Annotated in this window: 17 protein-coding genes; 12 read left to right on the top strand and 5 right to left on the bottom strand. The window is 40.2% G+C overall.

From position 1 onward, the window contains the following. Window positions 1–122: 122 nt before the first annotated feature. Entirely contained in the window at window positions 123–1,892 is a 1,770-nt protein-coding gene (locus RMZ95_RS14025) for a pentapeptide repeat-containing protein (protein ID WP_322684781.1), read from the bottom strand. Between the two features lie 544 nt (window positions 1,893–2,436). Between RMZ95_RS14025 and RMZ95_RS14020 the strand changes: the two genes are divergently transcribed. From RMZ95_RS14020 to RMZ95_RS14010, 3 genes are all read left to right on the top strand, one after another. Further along, the gene (locus RMZ95_RS14020) at window positions 2,437–5,457 is read left to right on the top strand and encodes a zinc-dependent metalloprotease (protein WP_322684782.1); all 3,021 of its coding nucleotides are present in this window, start codon (window positions 2,437–2,439) and stop codon (window positions 5,455–5,457) included. A 106-nt stretch (window positions 5,458–5,563) separates the two neighbouring features. Next, window positions 5,564–5,983 carry a XisH family protein gene (locus tag RMZ95_RS14015; protein WP_322684783.1) on the top strand — a complete coding sequence of 140 codons (420 nt, stop codon included), beginning with the start codon at window positions 5,564–5,566 and terminating at the stop codon, window positions 5,981–5,983. Next, the gene (locus tag RMZ95_RS14010; RefSeq protein ID WP_322672188.1) at window positions 5,971–6,306 is read left to right on the top strand and encodes a XisI protein; all 336 of its coding nucleotides are present in this window, start codon (window positions 5,971–5,973) and stop codon (window positions 6,304–6,306) included. The genes RMZ95_RS14015 and RMZ95_RS14010 overlap by 13 nt, the downstream gene beginning before the upstream one ends. Before the next feature lie 185 nt (window positions 6,307–6,491). Here RMZ95_RS14010 and RMZ95_RS14005 read toward each other — a convergent pair whose 3' ends face one another. After that, window positions 6,492–7,226, bottom strand: a complete 735-nt coding sequence (locus RMZ95_RS14005) for a DUF1995 family protein (protein WP_322684784.1) — start codon at window positions 7,224–7,226, stop codon at window positions 6,492–6,494. A gap of 296 nt (window positions 7,227–7,522) precedes the next feature. Here RMZ95_RS14005 and RMZ95_RS14000 point away from each other — a divergent pair, with 296 nt between their 5' ends. From RMZ95_RS14000 to RMZ95_RS13980, 5 genes are all read left to right on the top strand, one after another. After that, on the top strand, window positions 7,523–8,335 hold the full coding sequence (locus RMZ95_RS14000) for a DUF2382 domain-containing protein (protein ID WP_322684785.1): 813 nt from the start codon (window positions 7,523–7,525) through the stop codon (window positions 8,333–8,335). Between the two features lie 430 nt (window positions 8,336–8,765). Continuing rightward, window positions 8,766–9,671: a DUF2382 domain-containing protein gene (locus RMZ95_RS13995; RefSeq protein ID WP_322684786.1), complete on the top strand. Its 906-nt coding sequence runs from the start codon at window positions 8,766–8,768 to the stop codon at window positions 9,669–9,671. A gap of 370 nt (window positions 9,672–10,041) precedes the next feature. After that, window positions 10,042–10,932: a YsnF/AvaK domain-containing protein gene (locus tag RMZ95_RS13990; RefSeq protein WP_322684787.1), complete on the top strand. Its 891-nt coding sequence runs from the start codon at window positions 10,042–10,044 to the stop codon at window positions 10,930–10,932. Window positions 10,933–11,113: 181 nt separating this feature from the next. After that, window positions 11,114–12,028, top strand: a complete 915-nt coding sequence (locus RMZ95_RS13985; RefSeq protein WP_322684788.1) for an ion channel — start codon at window positions 11,114–11,116, stop codon at window positions 12,026–12,028. Between the two features lie 458 nt (window positions 12,029–12,486). Beyond that, window positions 12,487–14,202 (top strand): alpha/beta hydrolase, encoded by a 1,716-nt coding sequence (locus RMZ95_RS13980; RefSeq protein ID WP_322684789.1) that lies wholly within the window; start codon window positions 12,487–12,489, stop codon window positions 14,200–14,202. A 222-nt stretch (window positions 14,203–14,424) separates the two neighbouring features. Here RMZ95_RS13980 and RMZ95_RS13975 read toward each other — a convergent pair whose 3' ends face one another. Beyond that, window positions 14,425–15,756: an HlyD family efflux transporter periplasmic adaptor subunit gene (locus RMZ95_RS13975; protein WP_322684790.1), complete on the bottom strand. Its 1,332-nt coding sequence runs from the start codon at window positions 15,754–15,756 to the stop codon at window positions 14,425–14,427. Window positions 15,757–16,927: 1,171 nt separating this feature from the next. Here RMZ95_RS13975 and RMZ95_RS13970 point away from each other — a divergent pair. Both RMZ95_RS13970 and RMZ95_RS13965 read left to right on the top strand, forming a co-directional pair. Beyond that, the gene (locus RMZ95_RS13970) at window positions 16,928–17,113 is read left to right on the top strand and encodes a hypothetical protein (RefSeq protein WP_322684791.1); all 186 of its coding nucleotides are present in this window, start codon (window positions 16,928–16,930) and stop codon (window positions 17,111–17,113) included. Window positions 17,114–17,691: 578 nt separating this feature from the next. Then, window positions 17,692–19,836 carry a peptidase domain-containing ABC transporter gene (locus RMZ95_RS13965; RefSeq protein WP_322684792.1) on the top strand — a complete coding sequence of 715 codons (2,145 nt, stop codon included), beginning with the start codon at window positions 17,692–17,694 and terminating at the stop codon, window positions 19,834–19,836. 128 nt (window positions 19,837–19,964) lie between these two features. On the opposite strand, the gene RMZ95_RS13960 is transcribed toward RMZ95_RS13965, so the two are convergent. Continuing rightward, on the bottom strand, window positions 19,965–20,231 hold the full coding sequence (locus tag RMZ95_RS13960; protein WP_409882640.1) for a hypothetical protein: 267 nt from the start codon (window positions 20,229–20,231) through the stop codon (window positions 19,965–19,967). 927 nt (window positions 20,232–21,158) lie between these two features. Here RMZ95_RS13960 and RMZ95_RS13955 point away from each other — a divergent pair. Beyond that, a complete protein-coding gene (locus RMZ95_RS13955; protein WP_322684794.1) occupies window positions 21,159–21,980 on the top strand; it encodes an SDR family NAD(P)-dependent oxidoreductase in 822 nt (273 codons plus the stop codon). Window positions 21,981–22,176: 196 nt separating this feature from the next. Here the strand turns inward: RMZ95_RS13955 and RMZ95_RS13950 are convergent, their stop codons facing one another. Beyond that, entirely contained in the window at window positions 22,177–23,394 is a 1,218-nt protein-coding gene (locus RMZ95_RS13950; protein ID WP_322684795.1) for a ScyD/ScyE family protein, read from the bottom strand. A 437-nt stretch (window positions 23,395–23,831) separates the two neighbouring features. Between RMZ95_RS13950 and RMZ95_RS13945 the strand changes: the two genes are divergently transcribed. Continuing rightward, window positions 23,832–25,331 (top strand): glycosyl hydrolase family 57, encoded by a 1,500-nt coding sequence (locus RMZ95_RS13945; RefSeq protein ID WP_322684796.1) that lies wholly within the window; start codon window positions 23,832–23,834, stop codon window positions 25,329–25,331. Window positions 25,332–25,991 lie beyond the last annotated feature (660 nt).

Genomic DNA, 25,991 nt, shown 5'->3' with positions numbered 1-25,991 from the left:
CGCAACCAAAATTACCAGCCCCTGGATTCATCTAGGGGCTTTCTAGTGGGGGCGAGAAACTTATACATACCTATAGATAAATGTATTGGCTCTTTAAAGTTTAGTATAAAATCTTGCTCATCTCAATTTAGTCCCAGTTCTTCCTTCAACGCCTCCGGTACATTAACTGCCGTTTCTAATCCTCGCACGCCTTCCCATTGCTGCTTTTTACCCCAAATCATCTCTTCTAGATTAGCGTCGCTAAGGTCTGCACCACCCAGAATGGCGTAACTGAGGTTGCTATGGCTGAGATCCGCGCCGTTGAGGATAGCACCACTGAGGTTACTACCACTGAGGTTAGCATTGTTAAGGTTGGCATAGCTGAAGTCTGTGCCAAACAGGATCGCGTCGGTGAGGTCAGCACCACTGAGGTCGGCGTCGTTGAGAATCACACCGCTAAGGTCAGCTTCATTGAGAATCACCCGACTCAGGTCTACACCGCTGAGGTCGGCACCTAAGAACATTGCACCGTTAAGTCTGGCATTGTTAAGTTTGGCACCATTAAGTTTGGCATAGCTGAGGTCTGCGGCAACCAGGATAGCATTGCTGAGGTTGGTACTGAAAAGAATTGTGTCACTCAGGTTAGTACCGTTGAGGATGGCGTGACTCAAATCAGCACCACTGAGGTCGGCGCGGCAAAGGTCGGCATGGCTAAGGCTGACGCTATTAAGGTTGGCTTCACTCAGATTTGCACCGAAAAGGATGGCGTTATTTAGGTCAGCATGGCTGAGGTTAGTGCTGCTAAGGTCGGCGCGGTTGAGGTCGGCGCGGCTAAGGTCGGCGCGGCTAAGGTTGGTATTGCTAAGGTCGGCGCGGTTGAGGTCAGCGCTGTTAAGATTGGCACAGCTAAGGTTAGCACCACTGAGGTTGGTGCTACTGAGGTCGGCACCGCTGAGATTGGCACCGCTGAGGTTGGCACCGCTGAGGTTGGCATCGCCGAGGTTGGCACCGCTAAGGTTGGCACCGCTAAAGTTTACGCCAGTTAAGTTGGCATCGCCGAGATAAGCAAGGCTAAGGTCGGCACCGCTAAAGTCTGCCCCGGTAAGGTTGGCATCGCCGAGGTAAGCACCCCTAAAGTTGCCGCCTTTGAGGAATTGTCCAACTATACTGCTAAAGTTGCCAATTTCCAGGGCATCGCTATAATTGATAATCCGTAGCAGTTGGGATGTGAAAAAATTGTCTGTGTCCGGTTGGGCAGATGGGTAGAATTTGATTTTTTGTTTGAGTTCATCTTGCCCTTGGGCGTAACGGTGTAACTCTAGTAATAAAATCAGTACGTTCAGCCCTGTATATATGTCTACCTGTCTCAACCCGATCGCAATATTTTGTGCCGCTAGCTTTAACTTTGTTTTCTGAGGCAGGTTATCATCTGGTGTGCCATCGATAAATTCTCCCTGACACCAGCGACGATAAAAATCTTCTAGCCGCCCAAAAAGCAATTCTGGACGAATTTTTTGACCACTCACAACCAATTCCATTAGTTGCTTGACTATCTCAGGTTTCAGGGCAGCATTGCCCAATAAATCATAAATCTCTTCATGCATCTGGCGATCGCATACTTTAAAGCAAAACTCAGTGGATAAAGTGCCCAATGTGCGATCGTCCATCTGAGAAGTCAAACCGTGCTTTGGTACTGTCCATTTTTCTAAGCTTTTTTGCAGTCTTGGAGAGTATAAATATTCCTGCAAATTATCTTGAGCTAATCTAACACTTTTGTCTGGTTCTTTAATATTTTTTCCTAGAGGTAAAACTGCTTCAGTTTCTAGGGATGTGGCCTTTGGCATCTCTTGTAAGCTTGTACCCCTAACATAATTTCTCAGCAGCTGCCAAACTTGAGATAAATATGTTGACATTTTTGTTTCCGTTGTTACATTTAAATAACTGTTTTTGATAATCCTGAATTAAAAACTTTTCTATGCCAGTTTGCTTTGCATTCCCAATAATCAATAGTATAAATAAATACTATAGTAAAAAAATCATGAGTTGACGATATTTAGGGCAGGCTACTTCTGATGAATTTGCCAACGGCGTTTCTGGATGGCGACTTCTTGCTCACCTGTAGTAGCCTTAAGCTTCCTCTCATAATGTAAATGAAGTGTTAACTTCAAAATTCTTTCTCAGTTCAACTAATTCTATGATTTAGCTAATTTGTGATACTTTTTCTCCAAGAAATTTCCTAGTCTGATGTAAAAATCATACTTACTGTTTGTAGAAGATGCAATTGTTAGAAAAAATCCTACATTAAAACAGCACAACAAAGCTAAAAAATGGCAATTAAAATTTAAGCTGAAAGTTTATTGCTTAATATAAAGCAGCTAAGATAATCGCCATAGGGCGGCTATATGGCTTTGCAAAAGTTAAAAAATAACGAGAGATAGTTATCAGGTAATGAATGCGATGAACAGATTAACCTTTTACATGATTTTGTTACATAGTTTATTTTTAGGGATAGCGACAGCTAGCGCTAAGTCACCGTTTGTTAACAATGTTGATACAGCCAAGCAGATTGTTGAAGAAAATGTGGTTACAGTCAGAAGTGGAGAGAAGTTCAATAGTCAGTTATCTACAGAAGCTTCTTCAACGAAAATCTCAGCCTTATCATCAAATAATATTAATATTCCTCAGAAACAGAGGCTACCGTCAAATCAAGTTTGGGTAGTTAATCAAAATAAACACGCACAGCCTCAACCGTTTATTTGGATAGTAAAAAACCTAAAACAAGCAAGTCAGCAACCATTTTTACAAGTTGCAAACCCCGCAGAGAAAGCAAATGCAAAGCCTAGTACTACCGCAAAACCAGCAGCAAAGGATGATTTAGAGCCATTTAACGAAGTAATTAAAAACACCCAAAAATCTGGGGGGTTGTTCACCCTTTATCGTAATAAAGAAAAGAATAAGATTTATCTAGAAATTAAGCCAGAACAACTTAATAAAAATTACCTAGCTACGGCAACCCTAGAATCGGGTATTGGCGAACGAGGTATTTACAGTGGTATGCCTCTGCAAGATTTTTTATTTTATTTCAAACGGGTAGATGATAAATTACACTTTGTCATCCGCAATGTGAATTTTCGCACTCGTGAGGGAGATCCCCAAGTGCGATCGCTGACGCGATCGTTTAGTGATTCTGTTCTCTACACCATTCCCATTAAAAGCATTCATCCAGAACGCAAAACTATTCTCATTGACTTAGAAGATTTGTTACTCACAGACTTAGCTGGATTATCTGTAGGTTTAGGAGTTCCAAAAAGCACAAGCCAGTCCTATTTTGGTACTGCTAAAGCCTTTCCTCAAAACTTAGAAGTCGAATCAATTTTGAATTACTCTGATAGTGCTGAATCCAACAGTGAAGCGGCAAACTTTGGGTCGCTAGCTGACAGCCGTGGCTTTACCCTGCGCGTTCACTACAGTCTCTCCCAACTACCCGATCTAGATTATCGACCGCGCCTTGCTGACGATCGCGTTGGCTATTTCATCACCGCCTATCAAGATTTATCCAAAGACGACGATCGCGGCGATTCTTTTGTCCGCTACATCAATCGCTGGCATTTAGAAAAACAAGACCCGAAAGCAGTCATTTCTCATCCCAAAAAACCGATTGTTTTCTGGATTGATAACGCTGTACCCTTAGAATACCGCGATGCTATGAAAGAAGGCGTTCTCATGTGGAACAAAGCCTTTCTCAAAGCCGGATTCAAGGATGCAATTGAAGTCCGCCAAATGCCAGATGATGCTACCTGGGACCCGGCAGATATTCGTTACAACACGATTCGCTGGATTAATACAGTCGATGGCTACTTTGCAATGGGGCCATCTCGCGTTAACCCATTGACAGGGGAAATTTTGGATGCAGACATTCTTGTAGATGCTAGCTTTATCCGGGCACTCAAGGGTGAATATCGCAAAATTGTCCAACCCAGCCAAACAGAAAATCGCACGACTTTATCAGCTTTGATGCAAAATCGTTTACTTTGCGCCAATGGTTTAGATGGGAAAAACAATGGTGTCCCCCAGAAGATGCAAGGACAACAGGGGTTGTTGAATCGTTTATCGAAAATGGCAGGCGAGTACGATTTATGCTATGGCATGGAAGCTGCTAACCAGTTTGCCTTTGGTTCGCTGGCAATGTCTCTGCTGCCTGATCCTATGGCTACTCCAGACAAGGTAAAAGCATATATTAATCAATATTTACGTTTAATCATCGCTCACGAAGTTGGACATACTCTTGGTTTACGTCATAACTTCCGTGGTAGTACGCTGCTACCACCACAGGAGATGAATAATACGGAAATTACCAAAAATAAAGGTCTGACAACTTCTGTCATGGACTATATTCCCCCAAATATTGCCCCTCAAGGTACAAAACAAGGAGATTATTTTCCGAGTATGGTGGGGCCTTATGATGAATGGGCAATTAAGTACGGCTACACAACAATTCAAACATCAACTCCTCTAGCAGAAAAGCCAATTTTGGAGGAAATTGCTGCACAATCTTATAAGCCAGAATTGAGTTATTCCACAGATGAAGATGTGTATGACCTTGACCCCACAGCTGATGCTTGGGATAACAGCGGTAATGTACTACTTTATTCTCAGTGGCAGTTAAATAATTCGCGGGTGATGTGGGAACGTCTGGATAAACGTTTTCCAATGGCTGGTGATAGTTACAGCGATGTCAGCGAACGTTTTAGTACAGTATTGGGTAACTATTTTCAGCAAATATATTACACCACAAAATACATCGGGGGACAATCTTTCTATCGCATTCACCCCAGTGAGATACCTGCTGAGAAAGTCTCTGGAGTCACCCAACACCGTTTACCATTTGTACCAGTACCCGTTGAAGAACAACGGCAAGCTTTAGAAACGCTACAAAAATATGTATTTGCAGAAGATGCACTCAATTTTTCACCAGAATTACTGAATAAATTAGCACCTTCTCGTTGGCGACATTGGGGTAGTTCTCCACAAGTTGGTCGTTTGGATTTTCCCATTCATGACTTGGTGCTACTAATGCAGGGTTCTGTGTTGCGAGATTTACTCTCAAGCGATCGCCTCTCTCGTCTTAAGGATATTGAACTCAAAACTCCCGAAGGAAAAGCACTGACTCTACCAGAACTATTTGACACTTTACAATCAGATATTTGGACGGAAGTCATCAAACCAAAAGGTAAACCGATGAAGATTACCAGTTTGCGGCGAGGCTTGCAGCGTCAGTATTTGGACATTTTAACTAGTATGGTATTGCGAAAAGAAAATGTTCCAGAAGATGCTCGTACTTTAGCATGGTATAAATTAAAACAGCTTGATGAGAAGCTCAAGGGTGTTAATTCCGAGGATGAATATACCAAAGCGCACTTATTAGAAACGCGCGATCGCATCGAGAAAGTTTTAAACGCCCCATTGCAAACAAATTAAAAAAGATAGAAGTAAGGAATTAATAGTAAAATTCCTCACTTCTCTTCTTTTCCCTAATTTTGGCAAAATATATTTAAAATGCTCATACAGGCTGAAAAAATAGTTTATGTCAGCTAGAGATAAATTTCACAATGTTGTGAAATCGGCATTACAAAAGGACGGATGGCGAATTACTCATGACCCTTTACTAATTCGCATAGAAAATGTTACCGATATGTACATCGATTTGGGAGCAGAGAGAATTATTGCGGCAGAAAGAGAAGGACAAATAATAGCGGTTGAAATTAAAAGTTTCATCGGCACTTCAACTATTTCTGAGTTTCATACTGCGGTGGGACAGTTTATTAATTATCGATATGCATTAGAAGAGATAGATTCAGAGCGAGTTTTATATTTAGCAGTGCCCTTAAACACTTATAACGATTTTTTAAATAAACCATTTATTAAAAGTATTATCCAGCGAAGTCAAATCAATCTGATAGTTTATGATGTGGAAACGGAGGAAATTATCCGATGGCAGATTTAGATAAATATCGAGAGTGTATTCGGCAATTACTTACAGAATATGCTCAACGCGCCTCCTGTAATAATGAAATTGAAGCTCAAACAATTTTTGACGTAGAACAAGACCATTACCAACTGATATATATTGGTTGGCAAAATAGACGTAGGGTTTTTGGCCCTGTAATGCATTTTGATATCAAAAACAGCAAAATTTGGATTCAGTGGAATGGTACAGAAGAGGATGTAGGTGAGCAACTTACAGCAATGGGAATACCAAAACACGATATTGTCGTTGGGTTTCACCCGCCTTATATACGGCAGTATACAGATTATGCTGTGAGTTAAAGGCTTGTTGCTAAACTACTTGTAAAAATATCATTTGCTCTACGTGTGTTGCACCCTTGATAAACTGTACGCAATACATATCTGGATTGCTCAGTTTTTTCCATTCAGCATAACGAATGCGATGTATAAAAACTCAAAATGAGGCAGCAGATAAGAAAGTTTCCTTCTGCTACCTCTGCATTATCTTAACTACTCAATGCTTTTAAAAATCGTTGCAAACTCTTAAATACACTGGGCTTTCTCGCAGGTGTCGCATCTGTTGTTGTTTGCGGTTGTCCTTTTAAAACAATGAGATCCAAATCATCACCAGATGGTTTTGTAGGTAATTCGGCAATTCTTTGATATTCGCCGTCAGTTTCCAGCCAAACTTCCCATTGTCCTGGGTAGCAGCGATATAGGGCACTTTCATCGTCTATGGGGCGCACGTAATACGCGGATTCAATGGTACTGATAAAACGATCGCGAATTTTTCTCGCTGTATAACCAATGCCCACGGTTCCAGCATCTTCTAAGCGAGGATTTAACAAGACTAAAGGGCGATCGCCTATTACTTCACACAGCTTTTCCAACTGCGGCACTTCTACGGATGTGGGGGCGATGAATAAGAAAATTTCATCCTCTGGCTGAATTTTTGTCTGCAAGGAAGCAGCCCTACCCGTACCAATATCCAAAATTTGAAATGGTGCATCTGCCCAATCACGTCGGGCTAGGGCCGCAGCGCCAGCGTCAGCAAAGAAAATTTTCAAACGGGAATCATAATCTGTAAATGCCGGCAGAAATTGTTCCGCCACTGGCATAAACTTCAGTTCTGGGAACAGGAAGTCAACTTGTAAGCGAGTACAGCCATCTGCAAGGGCAGCTTGAACGGCTGTACGAGATTGGGCGATCGCATCTTCAAGACTATTTGGAAGTTCACTCATAATCTGCATGGTTCTGTAGTGTCTATTCCCATTGTTTCAGTATTGGCTCTTAATTAACGTGAGTTCGACGAGTGCTATTTTGACCTCTCCCCCAGCCCCTCTCCTACGTCCCTTGCGCGTCTCGAACGCGAGTGCGTCTCTGAAAGAGAAGAGAGGAGAAGGGCGGCAAGTAAATAAATTAGACTTTTCAAACAACCTCAAATATCTCCATTGAACTCAGTCGCCAGCAGGAGGATACTTAGCTCAATATTTTTTACCCTAGTACATAGACCTTATAAACAATTTAGGAATAGTGTATGCCTCTTCATAAACTTGAACATTTTGACCAAAATTATCGAGATACTTTTGGTGGAGACGATCTGAAAGCGTTGGATCTCTATACTGAGGGTGGGGACAGAGTTGGCTCAGTTGCTGACGTTTTAGTTGATGATGATGGTCATTTCCGCTATTTAATTATTGATATAAGCTTAGATTTTGTTAGCAAGAAAATCTTACTACCAACTAGTCTTTGCCGGATCAGTTATCTAGAAAAACGCGTCTATGTTGATGGGTTAAGCAGACAGCAAATAGAAGGTTTACCCGATCATACAGAAGACGCGATCGTTAATAATGATTACGAAGAAAAGGTACGTAGTGTATTTCGTTCTCCAACTAGCGGTGTGACTTCCGATCGCGATACATACAATTACCAAGAAAATCCCGATTTCTATGGGTTGAATGAGCAATCTCATCAAACTTTTAAACTCTATGAAGAACGATTAATTGCCAATAAACAACGCATCAAAACCGGAGAAGTAACGGTTGGTAAGCATATTGAAACAGAAACTGTAAGCGTTACAGTACCCGTTCAAAAAGAACGAGTTTTGATTGAGCGAGTTACGCCAACAGAAGCAGGAAAGGTTGTAAATCCCAATGAACTTAAGTTTCAAGAAGGAGAAGTAGCACGCATAGAAGTGTACGAAGAAACGCCTGAGATACAGAAAGAAGCGTTTGTGCGTGAAGAAGTCCGGGTGAAAAAAATAGTAGAGCAGGACATTGTGGAAGCACAAGACACCATTCGTCGAGAAGAATTAGATATTGATACTGCGGGTAATTTAGATGTGCAATAATCTGGTGTTACTGCATATAAAGCTATTTAATTAGCTGGTTTAGAAATTTGTTTGATAGATTTCTCTAAAAGTTATCATACAGGCAAAGTTAATTTTATCTTTGCCTGTATTTTTTATTCAATAACCAGATTCTCAACTTTCTCAAAAGTAGGGAATCTTAATATTCAAAAAATTATATTTTGAGAAATCATCTACAGATCCAAGGATACAAAATACAAAACTTTGCATTTAAAATAGACATATCTTTACAAGAGTCAAGTGAGATGCTCCTAATTTCATGTCTCTAGTTAGCCATATCGCTCAAAACTATCTATAACTTTCGATTATTTAACTATGGAAATAATTCATTCGGCAGAAGGATGTACAAAAATAAATAAATGTCTACTTTAGTCATTAAGAGATGACAAAAAAATATTTGAGGTTAAACATAATGGTTCTTTACAAATTAGAAGATTTTGAGCCTAGCTATCAAGAGAGTTTTGATGGTCATGACCTGAAAGGGCTGGGTGTCTATACACAGGGAACTGATGAAAAAGTTGGTACTGTGAGCGATGTTTTAGTTGATGAAGAAGGTCATTTTCGCTATCTAGTTGTTGACTTAGGCTTCTGGATTTTTGGTAAAAAAGTATTACTACCAATTGCCCGCGCCCGTATCGACTATAACGTCGATCGCGTTTACACAATTGGTTTGACTAGAGAGCAAGCTGAAGATTTGCCTGAGTTCGACGAACGTCAAACCCTTGATTACGACTATGAAGAACGGGTGCGTGGAGTATATCGCCAACCCACAGACTACAACCCTCGTGTAGAAGCTGCAACACCATTAGAGCCTTTAGCAGGATTAGATCCTTTAGGAACGCCTGTAGCACCATTGGGTACAACTCCCACTTATGCCCGTGATAGCTACACTTACGAAAATGAGCCTGCTTTATACGGTTTAAACGAGCAAGATCATCAAACTCTGAGATTGTACGAAGAACGGCTAATTGCCAGCAAACGACGCCAAAAAACTGGAGAAGTAACGATTGGCAAGCATGTTGAAACTGATACCGCACGGATTGCAGTGCCAGTAGAAAGAGAACGAGTCGTTATTGAACGTGTAACTCCAGCAGATGCAGGTACGGCTGTTTCTGGGCGCGAAGCAGACTTCCGTGAAGGCGAAGTTGCTCGCATTGAAATCCATGAAGAAACTCCTGATGTTCGCAAAGAAGCATTTTTGCGTGAAGAAGTCAGAGTTAGAAAAGTGGTCGATCAAGACACAGTTGAAACTCAAGAAACTGTGCGTCGCGAAGAGTTAGATGTGAATTCTGGTAATCTTCCGATTGAAGAACGCTAACTATAGATAGTCATTAGTTACTAGCTAATGACTAATAATTAATTCTACACAGTACAGGTGAAGCAGTTGAATTGGCTTTACCTGTCCTTACGCTGATACCACTTATAATACTTTTCGGATAAACCTAACAATCTCTCTTTTGGTCTGGGGAAAGGTTAAAGGGAAAGGGGTAAAGGTAAATTAAAATCGTCACCCTTTCCCCTTTCCCGCTTAAGCGAAAAGTATTGATACTACTTAGGATTTTTGATTGCAAATATTACTCTGGATATGAGTTGGATAAATCCATCGATCGCAAATACTTTCTAAATGGTATCCAGATGATTAATACATTTAATTTAGTTAATTAGAAAGCAGTTAGTAAATTTTCCAGATGAATAGCCAAACTATGGCAAAAAACACTTTACAGGCAAAGGGTAATTCTCGCACTATCTCCTCGCTGGCAGATTTAAGAAAGAAGGTGAACAATTTTGCTGTATTTGATAATCAAGGTCAGCAAGTAGGAGTAGTTCATGATTTAATTGTGGATGGTAATCGTCGGCTAAACCTCGTTATATCCAACCAGGCTAATCAAAAAACTGCTGAATCTAGCCAACAGTTAGCTGATAAACATCCTTCTTTATTTCAGTTGCAGAGCCAGAGAATCAAAAAAATAGACAAGCCGACTCAATCTGTTTTCATAGACTTAAACAAATCAGAAATTGAATATATGCCTGAATATTTAGAATCAGAAACACCAGGCGATTTTAACTCAACTGAGCAAGTAGCTAACAATCAAACGACAAGTAGCTCAGTTGAGTCATTAAATAATTTAGAACAGATTCCTGAAGAACAGATTATTCGTCTACTAGAAGAGCGACTAGTTGTTGAAAGCAGTAAGCGTAAAGTTGGTGAGGTAATTGTTCGCAAAGTAATTGAAACTCGGATTGTACAAGTTCCTGTCCGGCGTGAAAAGCTGATTGTGGAACAAATTAGCCCAGAACACAAACAACTCGCAGAAATTGATTTAGGACAAGGAGAAATATCTAGCGTTGATTTGACCGAAGTAGAAAGACTCGAAGTTACACATGACAACGGTTTAACGGTAAGCGGCGAGTTTAGCTCACCTAAAATTGCTAATTTATTATTGAATGCGATCGCACTAGAGCGAAATAACGGTTGCAAGCAGGTGCGTGTTACCATTGCTGTTGAAGATGAATCGCACCAGAAAAAATACCAGGAGTGGTTTGACCGCTGTTCTAAAGGTCAATCACTAAAGCCATAATAACAAGTTTTTCATAAGTTTCTAGCAGATAAATTAGTAGGGTGGGCATTGCACACCCTATTTTTTTGCTGATTTAAGAAAAGAAAGTCTAAATTTCCACTACCTAATTGTCTAGAGTGAATGTCTCTAAAGCAACTTAATTTACAATACTAAGTAGTTGCCGTTCTTTTGGCTACTTGCAATGAAATTTCGACTGAAGAGACTTTCACCCAAGAAACGACAGCGTTCGATCCCACCGATTAAGATTCAAGTTCAAGATGGAAAATTTGAAATTATAGGTATGGGTGCATGGCATTCCTACTGGCGCGATCCCTATCATCTGCTGTTAACGATTCCTTGGATTGGCTTTCTGCTGCTAATTTGTACTTTCTATATAACGATTAATGCTCTATTTGCCCTAGCTTACTTGATCGGAGGAGATTGTATTGCCAACGCCCAACCTGGCTCTTTTTTAGATGTCTTTTTCTTTAGCGTCCAAACCCTAGCTTCTATCGGCTATGGGGCAATGTATCCGAAAACAACTTACGCCAACATTATTGTCACTATTGAAGCAATGATCGGTTTGGTGGGAATTGCAGTGATGACAGGACTAGCCTTTGCTCGGTTCTCTCGACCTACAGCCCGTGTACTCTTTAGCCGTGTTGCTGTCATTACAGCTCATAATGCGATGCCGACTCTGATATTTCGCAGCGCTAATAAGCGTCGCAATACGATTCTGGAAGCGCAGATGCGAGTCTACTTGATGCGCGACGAAGTAACCCTAGAAGGACAGTTCATACGTCGGTTCCACGATCTTAAACTGGTGAGGAACCAAACACCTAGCTTCACGTTAAGCTGGTCAGTGATGCATGTCATTGATGAGTTTAGTCCTTTGTATGGGATGACACCAGAATCGTTAACCCAGACAAATACTATGCTGATTGTCTCTTTGAGTGGCATTGATGAAACGGTTGCCCAGGTTGTTCATGCCCGTCATAGCTATGGTGCTAACGAGATTTTGTGGAACAATCAATTTGTCGATATCTTTTACCACACACCCGATGGACATCGCTACATTGATTACAACCGCTTCCACGATGTTTTACCTTTAGAGTGAAGGAGGGAAATTTCTGAAAGTTACTCCGAAGTCTGATTGAGTGGTGGGTGTAAGGGTTTAACGACCACCCGGCCATTTTCAATTACAGTACAACTTTTAACCGTGCTCTTACTGTCGTTAACTGGCACATCCTGGCACTGGTTTTGGTGGGAGATATTTTGCTCTTGTTGTTGGTTGAGGACGACAACACAACAGGCGCAGGAAGCAAAGGACATATAACTTAATTTTGATCTCTATATCTATTATCGCGCTACTGATGCTATTTGACTGAAAAATTTGCTACTCATGTATTTTGATTGTTCAAAACTCCTGTCAAATTTATCGTAAGTACTTGCTTTATTGTGCTTGTAGCCTGTTTGATATATCTAAACCAATTCAACAGGAAAGCGGTTATAGATCCCGCCCCGCTTTCCTCCCTGTCCAAGTTGTTTGCCAGGGTTAGATAGTGGGTTTTTCTAATGAAAAAATTTTTGAGATATCTGGGTTTAGGTTTGCTATCTACGTTCTTGACTGCTACTCCCGGATTGGGAGCTGAACGCATTAGCTTTTATTATCCTCCCTTCGGCGAATTTTCTTTATCCGTAGACTCGCTGGAAACCTTTGCAAAAGTTGGCAAAATCGATCAAGATTTGTCATTTTATGCTAGCCGTGCAACTCCTGAACAACTTGCCCAACTGCGGGATCTACTCCAGCAGCGCTTTAATCTCACTCCTACACTAGTATCTCAAGTTACCTACTCACCGATAGGCGAGCAGTTGGTGCAACAACTGGGAAAATTACTGCTCACTGAGTCTCGAAAGAATGGCTTCTATGCCATACGTGCCTCTTTAATTTTGTCTGCTGCCGATCAGAAAGAGGGGTTAACAGTGGTGAATTTACTGCGGAAATTTCCTAGCGATACTATCCGGGTAAATTTCACAGAGGGATTAAGGATAGTCGATGACTTGTCTCAATTGATTAAAAAAAAGGATGAAGTTTTTGCCTCTCTGCAAAAAGAAGCGATCGCTCAAGCAGCCACTTCAAAAATTGATTTCTCCCAAAAACCAGATTTGCGATCGCCAGGAAAATTCACCTGGCAGAAAAAAAGCCTAGAGTTAAATGACATTTCTCGTTCGCGCCGTCTACCTGTAGATATCTATTTGCCATCAGCAGGTTCACAAAAAACTGGAGATTTACTCTCACCACCCTTTCCCCTGATTGTAATTTCTCACGGACTGGCTTCAGATCGCTCTACCTTTGTCTACCTGGCTGAACATCTAGCATCCTATGGTTTTGCTGTTGCTGTACTGGAACACCCTGGTAGTAATGCCGAACGCTTTCAACAATATTTTGCAGGTTTGGCAGGGCCTCCAGATGCAGCAGAATTTATCAACCGACCTTTGGATATCAAATATCTACTAAATGAATTACAGCGTTTAGATAAATCCGATCCTACCCTCCAAGGAAAACTCAATTTTCAACAAGTTGGGGCGATCGGTCAGTCTTTTGGTGGTTATACTGTTTTGACTTTAGCAGGAGCCAATATTAACTTTGAGCAACTCAGGCAAGATTGCAATCCCGATAATTCATCCTTTAATTTGTCGGTGTTTTTGCAGTGTCAAGCAAACGATTTACCTCCAAAGAATTACGAACTCAAAGACGATCGCATCAAGGCGATCGTTGCAATTAATCCCATTGACAGTTCAGTTTTAGGTCAGGGGGGAATCAGTCAAATTAAAATTCCCATCATGCTGGTAGCAGGTAGTCAAGATGTTTTCGCACCACCCGTATCTGAGCAAATTCGCCCCTTTACCTGGCTTTCTGACTCCAATAAGTACCTGGCTTTGATTGAAAATGCCACCCACTTTTCAGCGATCGCTGAACCTACTCCTCAAAACGATGTCTTACCTGTACCACCTGCCTTACTGGGCCCCGATCGTGCTGCTGTTTATTCTTATCTCAACGCCCTCAGCGTCGCTTTTTTAGAAACCCATCTCCTTAACCGTCCTGAATACCGTTCCTATTTGCAGCCTTCCTACGCCACATTTATCAGCAAAGAGCCGCTTAATCTTAGTATTTTACAGTCGTTGTCGGTAGCTCAGTTCGATCGAGTTTGGAGTGGGTCAACTCCCCAGTCTACCAAACCATCAAATCCTCAATCTACTTCCACCACTTATCAACCTTTGAGACAATGAAATAGCCCTGTTGGTTTTGCAGGGGGTTGGAGGGATCAAAAGCCCTCATCCTAAATCCCTCTCCCAAAGGAGAGGGACTTTGAAATGGACTTTAAAATTGGCTCCCCTTCTCCCACACTTGAGAAAAGGGGTTGGGGAATGAGGGCTAGTTTTACATTCGTGCAAGAGGTCTAATGCGTAAATCCTAAGTGGTTCTCAATGGCGTGGAATACAAGAAAAAGCCTACAAATCTGTTAGCAACCTTGCTTTTCTCAAAATAAATGTCATTACGGTTTCTTTTTTGGAAATGATATCAGCTGTAACTTCCATCCCCGGTTGAATGGGATAGGATTTATCGCCCTTTTTTAAATAAGGTCTCTCTGCCTCAATTGTCACCTCATAGTAAGGTGCAATTGGATTGCCGTTAACTTGAGATGTAATAGCGTCGGCGGTTATGGCTCTAACAGCTCCTTTGAGGATGCCGTAATCTGGGTAGGGATAGGCAGAAAGCCGCATTTGTACTTCCCCTTGTGAACATTTTGTTACTTGTACGGCTTTACACACTTGTACTTTGCTAATATCAGAAGCGGCAACACGGGCTTTGATGACCAGAGGTGCTTTGCTAGGAGCAATTTGAGCGATCGCATCCCCAGCACGAACAACTTGCCCAGGATTTCTTAATTCTAGTTTCAGGATAGTACCTGCCTCTGAAGCCTGAATTACAGTTTTTTGCAGTTCTGTTGAAAGTTGTTTTAGCTCTTCTTGAGCGCTACTGATTTGATTTTGAATTTCTACTTGACGCCCAATAAGTTCTTGTCTTTCTTTGTTCAATGCCGCCAGCATAGACTCACCCTTTGCCCGTTCTTGGGCAATGCGTTCTTGGGCGATCTCCACATTTGCGCTAGTGGGATTGAGTCCAGTTTTGATCCGTTCTAATCTGGCAAGTACAGCCTTAAAAGCTTGTTCTTTTTCCTTAATCTGTAAAGTTGCGATCGCTCCAGTCTCTGCTAACTGCTGATATCGCTTCAGTTCTTCCCTTGCTAACTCTACAGAGGCTTCTACTTCATCCACTTCTGCCTTACTGGTAATTCGTTTGTCTCCATAATCCCGTTGATTACGACTAAGATCGGCTTGCGCGGAGATAATCGCCTGTCCCATCGAATTGGATTCAGCTGTGATTTGAGTCTGTAGCGCTCTTAGTTGTGCATCGATTTGGGTTCTTTGTAAATGATTCTGCCGAATATTGCCGGCAATTTGGCTTTTTTTACTTTGTAATTGGGCGTCATAGAGCAGTGCAATCTCATCTCCTCTTTTCACAACTTGATTTTCTTTCACCCTAATGCTTCTAACTGTTCCCTCTACTGCTGCTTGCACTAACCGTATTTCCCCCGTTGGACGGACAGTACCATCCGCTCTCACGACTATATTGTATTGAATGACACTTGCAAGGCCGAAGGCAGCGCCAACACTTCCAATTAAAAATATCCCTCCCAGCCATGTCCAACTGCTAATTGGCGGAAGATATTCGTCGCTTTCAACTGGGCGGAGAAAGTCCGGTTGGGGGTCAATAAGCATAGAAGTTAAAAAACATTTTGGTTGTGCAAACAATCTAGCAAATAGCTAGTTAGTGTAAGAAGGTAATCGTTATGAACTTCGTACACTACCAACTATGAAAATGCGGAGCGACATTACATCTATATATATAGATATTTATTGAACGAGCATTTTCAAGTTAGGAGCCTCCTTTCTCACTCTGAGAGGTTGTTTGAAAAGTATTATTGCTAACATTCAAGCCTTAGATATCTAACGTCCCTAACCCCCTTTTCTTCTAGAAAAGGGGGATTTCAAAGCCTCTCCACCTTTGGAGAGAGGTTTGGAAAGGGTTTTATAGTATACTTTGCGACTTTTCAAACATCCTCTGAAAGCTTAGTCTTCTTAGCCTCTTCCCTTGGGAGAAGATAAGCCGCTTGTCTTAGAGGTTTCTGCATCAGCAATAGCTAAAAAGTAATCCATAGCCTAAGTCTATATAACAATTAGTGCCTTTTAGTAAAAAGACCAAATCTTTATAATTTTCTTTTAAAATTTTACCTTTTCTTTATTTACTTGTAAAAATTTTTATAATAGAGAGAAAAACTTTTCTTTTCTCTTCTAATTAATAAGTAGTTAAGCTAGTTTAAAACCGTTGTTATCACAATCTTTTATACTATTTTCAATAGTCTCTGTATAATCAAAATAAAAAAAAGCAATACTTACGTGACAATACGTAAATTTCAAAATCAAGTAAAATTTTTGAAGTTCTCCAAATTGCTTTTTTATAATTTTGTATAACAAAATACTATTTAACTGATTTGATACTCTTTACTTTAAGGTTTTGTGCCTCAATAACAGTATTAATACGTTAATTATCTTGTCTATTTTAGTCTTAAATTAGACATTATTGTTAATAAAATCTTTATACGCATATATATTTTTGCCATCCAATTAAATCCAGAATATTTATCTATTTAAAGAGAATAAAATTCATGGTTTTTTCAGAAAACAGTGAAAATAGTATAAATATTAGCCAAGTAGTATCTTTGTTAAGAGCTTGTAATACATATTTCTTAAGGAAATAGTTGTTTTATTACACTAGTTTCACCCATATAATTTCCTTAACAACACAAAAACATTCATAAATGCGCTGTTTGCATTGATGAATTTAGTGTGATGTTATCTAAAACCCAACAATCAAGTGAGAACTAAAACTATGGAAAGCACTTTGTTTACCGCATTAAGCACCAACGAAGAAGCCAATCTGTCTGGTGGTTTCTTTTCCGCGCCCAAAATTAATGTAAATGTAGTAAAAACAAACCAATATGCTAATGCTAAAGCATATGGTTTTAACGCAACTGCATATGCTAGCAACTCCAACACCGTTTATATCGACAATTAGGGCAATAGGCAATTTGTATGAAGTTCAGTAGAAGGGAAATAATAAACGTAAAGACACGATTAACGTGTCTCTACTCAGGATAAAGGTTCACGTTTCAAGTAATTTACACTGTTGACGCAGGTTAAATTAATTTTGCGTGCGGCTTAATTGCTAATTGACTTAATCCTAGTAGCCATTAGCTGTTTCTCTATGGCAGTCATCCTAACATACGTTTATTCCTAGCCATCTACTTTTCTTTAAAAAAGTTAACAACGTGTTATTGATAATTGCTAGTGGTAATTATCAATAACACTTTACATAGGCTTTTCGCTCACAATATCCATAACCTTTGATCGATCTTAAAAACAGGTAAGAATAGTAAAAACTAATACATTTTGGATCAGCTTTTATTTAACAAAGTGAATTTAAGATAACTAACATGAGTTGCTGTTTACAGCCCTCTGAGCATCAAAATACAGTATTTTGTCTAAGTATTAAAACTATAGTGCGACTAAACTATAGGTTAAATTTTTAACCATGCAGGGATAAGACCCTGCTATTTTTTTGGTTTTGTCACGATATAAATACTGGAGTGCGAAATGAAATACCAAGTTGTTGCACAACATAGTGAAGAAGATTGTGGAGCGGCTTGTCTTGCTTCCATTGCGAAACATTATCGGCGTAACTTTACACTAAATCGCATCAGGGAAGCGGTAGGTACTGGGCAATTAGGAACAACATTGTTGGGATTGAGGCGGGGAGCCGAAGCACTTGGTTTCAATGCGCGCTCGGTCAGAGCATCAAATGAAATATTAGACAAGATGAACCAAGCGCCACTGCCAGCAATCATTCACTGGAGAGGCTACCACTGGGTTGTTTTGTATGGCCAAAAAGGCAAGAAATATATAGTTGCCGACCCAGCAGCTAACATCCGTTATGTCTCTAAAAAAGAATTAACAGAGGCTTGGTCAGATAAAGTGATGCTTTTACTAGAGCCAGATTCGGTTCGCTTTTATGCTCAACCCGATGATAAAATAGGCGGTTTTGGGCGCTTTGTGCGGCGTGTATTGCCTTATGGAAACATACTATTCGAGGCTTTTCTCTGCGCTTTAATTATTGGTCTGCTTTCATTAGCTTCTCCCATCCTGCTTCAAATTCTGACGGATGATGTACTAGTTCGGGGTGATACCCAACTTCTTGCTGCTGTAATTATTGCCGTTGTGGTGATGAATCTTGTGTCAAGTAGTTTAAAACTAGTTCAATATAACCTAATTGCCCATTTTGCCCAACGGCTGGAGTTAGGATTAATTTTAGAATTTGCCAGGACAATCCTGCGGTTGCCTTTGACTTACTATGAATCGCGTCGCAGTGGCGAGATTGTCAGCAGATTGCAAGATATTCAACAAATTAATCAATTAATTTCTCAAGCAGTTATTAGTCTGCCAAGCCAATTATTGATTGCAGCAGTTTCTTTAAGTTTCATGCTGTTCTATAGCTGGAAACTTACCTTAGTTGGTGTGATTATTGCGATTATAATGAGTTTGTCTACCATTGTTTTTCTGCCTACACTTCAACAAAAAATCAGAAGTGTCTTAGTCTTAGATGCAGAAAACCAAGGTGTTCTTGTTGAAAGCTTTAAAGGCGCTCTGACACTCAAAACTACTACCGCCGCTCCCCAGTTTTGGGAAGAATTTCAGAACCGATTTGGTCGTTTAGCAAATCAAACATTTCGCACAGTTCAGATTGGAATTATTAACGGTATCTTTTCTAGTTTAGTTTCTAGTATTGGCAGCATTAGTCTGATTGGTTTCGGCAGCATTCTGGTTATTAACAAGGAACTTAGCATCGGTCAACTGCTAGCATTTAACGGTATGAATGGTAATTTTTTAGCATTCATTAGTACTATGCTCAACTTTATAGATGAATTCACTCGTGCAAAAACTGCTACGCAGCGCTTAACAGAAGTTATCGATTCCACACCTGAAAATCAAGGCGATACTAAAAAACCTTTTACGAAGATTCCTAGCAAGGCTGATATTATTTGCACAAATCTCAACTTTCACTATCCTGGGAGGCTAGAGTTACTGCAAGATTTCTCCCTAACTATTCCTGGCGGTAAAGTTATTTCCTTAATTGGTACATCCGGCTGTGGTAAAAGTTCTCTTGCTAAAATGATTGCAGGATTATATACACCTAATTCTGGTAACATTCGCATTGGTATTTATAATCTACAAGATTTAGCCCTTGATTGTTTGCGGCAACAAGTAGTCCTGGTTCCGCAAGATGCTCATTTTTGGAGTCGTTCAATTATTGAAAACTTTCGGTTAGGTTCTCCTCACGTCACTTTTGAGCAAATTGTCAGCGCTTGCCAAATTGCTGAGGCAGACGATTTTATTAGTAAACTACCTGAAAAATATCAAACTGTATTAGGTGAATTTGGCTCAAATATTTCTGGTGGACAACGGCAAAGATTGGCTATAGCAAGAGCCATTATCAACGATCCACCAGTCTTAATTTTAGATGAATCAACGGCCGGACTAGATCCTGTGAGTGAAGTTAAAGTTTTGAATCAGCTGTTGTTGCATCGCCAAGGCAAAACTACGATTCTGATTAGCCACCGTCCGAGAGTAATTGCCCGTGCTGATTGGATTGTGTTATTAAATCAAGGCAAATTACAAATCCAGGGAACTGTGGAAGATTTGCGTGCCCAACCAGGAAACCATTTAGACTTTTTAACTCCTTAATTAAGCTGATGGACTTTATAGCATTTTTCAGGCATTTAGGCCACAACTTAGACGGGGAATAGAGAGTGGTGTCAATACTGGGTAGGTTTTGCCTAAAAAATAGAAATGTGTAGCGACTGTTTTAAAACTCAAGCTACGCCTACGCACCTGTGTACTCTATCGCGCTGCGACAAAGTTTGAAGTACCTCAAAACGACTTTGAAGTACCTCAAAACGACTTTGAAGTACCTCAAAACGACTTTGGAGTACCTCAACACGACTTTGGAGTACCTCAAAACGACTTTGGAGTACCTCAAAACGACTTTGAAGTACCTCAACACGACTTTGGAGTACCTCAACACGACTTCGAGGTATCTGTTTTACAAATATTCTTAACCGAGCAGTATTGATATCCATCCTTGCTGCGAGTAAGTCGATTTAAGCGTGGGGTAGTAATTTCTAATTACGTAAATTTACGGGATACGACTTTAGGCAGAATCATCAATTAGGAATCATGTTGACTTACAGTTAGATCCCCGACTTCTCTAAAAAGTCGAGGATCTTATTATTCATGAATGATTGAAGTTGGTTATAGACAAAGCAAGTCTCAAGCATTACTTTGATGAACTCAAAGCTAAACCTAAATAAATTACTATTTATCCTAAAATTTTGGCAGATAATTTTAGACAACAATCTAGCCATTTTTGATTATTTTCAATCAATAAAGGTCATCAATCTTTATTTTCAATAAAACAGGAAATATGCAGTAAATATACTGATGTAATTTTGTGAGTTAAAAACTCTAACTATTGCAACCATCAGCCAAAATCCTATATGTCTTTTTTGTTTCTAAACCATGAATTAGATATAGCAATTTCCTAAAACAGGGCTATTTGTCAGGAAAATGAGATATTTATGCTGAGGGATTCATAAAAACTTATTTAATAAAATCTTTTGTATATATATATTTGTCGTTAAAAAGTATTAAGAAATTCTTATTAAAGAATATTGCAATAGCTTGATTTAATTGCTAACGTGTGTATGACAGCGATGCTGATGAACGCTCGGATCTAGGAGAAATAAAATCTATGAGCTATACCCATTCAGCCAAGTGTGTTAGGCTTTGACGGGTTCAAAACGAGAAATTTCTGCCTCGTATAGACAATTATGAGGGATTGCAGATTAACCAAGAAATATCTTGTTGCTAAAGGCTTAGTTTCAGTTTGATTTGAATTGTGATTAATTATTTGTCTTACTTTGTGCCGACAAGTAAGTAGCTCTTGCTTGTGTGTATCGGCAATAACGAGGAGTTTGGTAAGACTTAAATTTTGGAGAATAAAACTAATGGAGATTCAAGGTAAAGTTGCCCTAATTACAGGGGCTTCGCGTGGAATTGGACGAGCGATCGCCATCGAATTAGCGCAACAAGGCATCAAGCGGATGATATTGATAGCACGCGATCGCCGCAAGTTAGTGGAGGTAGCCAACGAAATCGAGGCGATGGGTACAGAAGCTGCGATCGTGGCTTTAGATTTGACGCAGACAATTGAAGTAAATATCGCTGTTGCCCAACTCTGGCGCAATTACGGACAGATTCACCTGCTGGTTAATTGTGCGGGAGTCGCATATCAAAGTTCGTTTTTGCAATCTAAAATGCCCCAAGTTCAAGAAGAAATTTCGGTGAACTTGTTAGGGATGTACAACCTCACTAGTTTGATTGCTCGACGCATGGCCAGTCAAAGACAAGGGACAATTGTCAATGTATCGAGCTTGATGGGGAAAGTTGCAGCACCAACGATGGCGACATACTCAGCAACCAAGTTTGCCATCTTAGGATTTACCCAAGCCTTGCGCCAAGAATTAGCCGAACACAATATCCGCGTGATTGCATTACTGCCTTCCCTGACAGACACAGACATGGTGCGCGACTTAAAATTATTCCGCTGGGTAATCCCCATGACTCCCCAGCAAGTGGCTAAAGCACTCGTCACCGGAATGCAGAATGATTCATCAGAAATTTTAGTCGGATGGCAAAGTCATTTAGCCGTGTTGTGTCAACGCCTCGCCCCTTGGTTGTTAGAGCTAATTTTACGAATAGCAACACCACCAGCACCAAGAAGACAACGGCTGATTGAAAAACTTACCCCTTCCCGTAGCGTCTCGTAGAGAAGGGGAGACACCGAGGGCGATCGCTGACTCAACACTCAGCATTTCTGAATAAATTTCTCCGAAATCTTCAGTCTTTGGGGATTTCCAAAAATTAAATTATTCAATTTTGGGAGCGAAGACGATCGTTAGATTCTTCCTCCCCTGCTTCCCCTGCGCCCACAGCTTCCCCTGCTCACCAAAGCAATGGGATTATTTATTTAGTTAGAAGTCCCTTGGCTTTACCCTTGTGCAAAAAAGTAAGGCTCGCAGTGCCAAGAAATGCTAATAAGCTGAAAGTAGAAGTAGATTCAGGAACAGACTTGGAATTCTCAATTTTGATAACTTGTCCAAGTCCAGGGCCATCGCCTCGGTTTGTCACGTAGATAGCATCATCAGCACCAATAGTCAAAGCAGTAGGAGACTCTAATCCATTGCCACTAAGAATAGTTGTGCGAGTCCCATCCTTGGCTATTTTAATTACAGAACCATCTAGATTACCTTTCCAGAGTGACTGATTAGCGTACTGCAAAGCATATAAATTACCCTGACTATCAAAATCTAAGTCAGTAAGTTGGGTAAAGCCATCGGTATAAACTATTGGTTTACCATCAGCACCAACTCGGTAGATTTTTGCTTCACCTTCTGGAAAAGGAAAACCAGTTAATTGACTAATATAATAAGCGCCATCTGGGCCTTTGGCGATATTTGTGGGTACTGCTTGGATTTCAAATGGCGATGACGATGCACCAGAGGGAAAAATTGGATTAGTTAATGTTTGGCGGGGAATTGTGGCGATCGCTTTCAAATTACTTCCATCAGTCCCGACACTGAGTAACTCATTAGCACCAGTATCAACTGCAACAATCTTATTTCCATCTAAAAGAAGAGAGAAGGGATTGCTAATTAGATCGCCACCATCGGGATTATTTGCAAGTTCATAATTAGCTAAATCAGCCACACTAGTCCAAGAATTTGTATTGAAATTAGCAGTAATGATTTTTCCTAAGTCAGTGTTACCTAATGTGGCGCGAAATGTGGGATCGGAAGCATACCCAACTGCAATATAAGGCTTGCCAGTAGCATCAAATTTGATATCTTGAGGCCCACTACTATCAGTACCATTTGGTAATGCTAAAGAAGGAAGTCCTGTAAGTATACGCTCTTGTGTACCATTTCTAATTTTGGTGACTGCACCAGTTGTGCCATAACATAAAGATTGACCTGCGGCACTCGGTGAAGGAACACAAGCTCCACTTCCACCTGTTCCTGCCTCTGTGACATAGAGACTGCCGTCAGGGCCAAAACTTAGACCCCGTGGACTATTAAGATCGTCGGCAATTACTGAAAATGATGCCGCTTCTGCTGCTTTTATTCCTGAAAAAGCAGCAATACAAACGCTCAAAAATGTAATTCCAAATTGTTTTAGTTTCATTAGACTCCTCCTAAAATTAAATTTGCGTAAAGCATAGAATAGAAAATTTTATATTGATAAAAAATAATATTTAATGTTTATAGTTTCTGTGGATTTTAGAGCTTATTTAAAAGAGGGAAACAGATTCAAGCCCAGAAAGCCAGATGAAATCTGAATTTCTGAATTTTGAGTTGTATCATACCATTTTCAAAAATATTTGCAACATAATGAATCGGCTATAGGGAGGTACAAATGTACGCTTATAGCAACAAAATTAAATAGAATTACTGTATATTTTTTAGCGTTTTTTATACAAGTGCGATATCAAAACTGTTGAACAACACAGATATTGCGGGACTATTGAGACGATCGCAGTTTGCATCAATAAATAAAGTTGCAGTTCAGAAATTGCTGGGCGATCGCATAATTAGACATACCTTGTTTCGGAGCAATCAGAAATGCTTTCCTTCCCCACAACCCTGACTCCTTTGCCCGAAATCATTGATGGCTTGCCGAATATTTCTGGTTGGGAAACAGAGGTTCTCTCTGTGGTTAACCAAGATCGACCAGTATTTTTACCAACCACGAATATCCGCTTAGAAGATGTAAATGCTGTGTTTGCGATCGCTTTGCACATGCACCAGCCAACTATACCTGCTGGAAATGGCGGTACGCTCATCAGCAATCTGCAATATATGTTTGAACATCCCCATGAAGGGGATAACCACAATGCAGATCCTTTTGCCCATTGTTACAGCCGCATGGGTGACTTGATCCCCGAACTTGTCAATCAAGGTTGCAATCCGCGTGTGATGTTGGATTACTCTGGTAATCTTCTGTGGGGACTGCGGCAAATGGGACGCGGTGATGTTCTCGATAATCTTAAACGGATCACTTGCGATCGCACCTACCAACCTTATGTAGAATGGCTGGGTACAATGTGGGGTCATGCAGTTATTCCTTCCACACCCATAGCAGATATTAAATTACATATCGTTGCATGGCAACATCACTTTGCAGCAATTTTTGGCTGGGAAGCACTAGCGCGAGTCAAAGGATTTTCGCCCCCAGAAATGCACCTACCCAATCACCCTGATGCTCTCTATGAATTTGTGAAAGCGCTGAAAGAATGTGGATATCGCTGGTTACTTGTTCAAGAACATTCTGTAGAAACCCTTACTGGTCAATCTCTCACTTATAAACATTTACCACATCGTCTAATTGCCCGGAATTCTCAAGGTGAAACAATTAGCATCACAGCTTTAATTAAAACCCAAGGTTCTGATACTAAATTAGTTGCTCAGATGCAGCCTTATTATGAAGCTAAAACATTATCCAAACAACAACTTGGTAGTGTGTCTATACCACCAATAGTTAGCCAAATTGGCGATGGGGAAAATGGCGGCGTGATGATGAATGAATTTCCTAGCGCTTTTAAACAAGCTTGGTGGGATATGGTAAATAATGGGGGAGGAAAATCAGGTGTTGTTGGTGTGTGTGGTACAGAATATTTAGAATTAATCGAAGCAGCAGGATGCAAACCTGAAGATTATCCAACTTGTCAGCCAGTGGGACAATATCAGATTTGGGAGCGAATTTCACTAGATAATATTCAACCGAAAGCTGTAGAGAATGCCATTCAAGAATTAAAGCAAACAAACTCTAATTTTCATCTGGATGGAGCCTCGTGGACAAATCATATCAGTTGGGTAAAAGGATATGAAAATGTCTTGTCTCCCATGTATCAATTAAGCAGTTTATTTCATCAAAAGATCGATCCATTACTGCAAACTGACTCAGCAGAACCGATTGCTAGACAATCTCAATACCGTAACGTTCTTCTACATAACCTTTTGCTGCAAACCAGTTGTTTTCGTTATTGGGGACAAGGCGCTTGGACTGATCACGCACGGGAAATTTATCAACGTGGCGAAAGCTTGCTGCAAAAGACATTTTAATTAATTGCTGTTCTAGCCGTAACGCACTGCATTTCGTGGTGCGTTACGCCTGTTTTAACGCACCCTACAATTTAATGCTTGCTGAATCTACCAAAATAAATACGCGATATACCGAAATGAAAAAGTAATCAAGCATTTTGAGAAAGCAATATGCCTTTTTGTTTGCTGAATCTACTGAAATGAGAAAGCATTTAAGCATTTTGAGAAAGCAATATACCTTTTTGCTTGCTAAATTTACCGAAATGAGAAAGCATTTAGGCGTTTTGAGAAAGCAATCAAGCATTTCGAGAAAGCATTTAAGCATTTTCCTTAATGAATTTTGTCAACAGATGAAGTTGAGGTGAAGTTACTGAAAGTATTCTTTATAATTTCGATGCCAAAGTAAATATTGAGTTTTATCTTTGAACACAATTTACAAATAAATAGACAAACAAGGAGCTTAGAACCTATAGCGCTTCTCGGTTGAGTCTAAGAGCTAATTTGTAAACTAAAGTAAAGTACTTGTCTAATAAGGGTTTCAGTAATTTAAATCAATACAGCATTTATTCGCTGAAATTCAGACCTAGTAATGAGTTGAGTACCCTTAAGATTTTCTTTACGAATCAGCTCTAAGCTCGACTTTATCCATTTTTAATTCAATCAAGCAGCGTAAACAGCAAT

Source organism: Nostoc sp. DedQUE07 (genome assembly GCF_034530975.2).
In the GTDB taxonomy this organism is placed as follows: domain Bacteria; phylum Cyanobacteriota; class Cyanobacteriia; order Cyanobacteriales; family Nostocaceae; genus Nostoc.
This window is presented reverse-complemented; position numbering and strand designations above follow the sequence as displayed.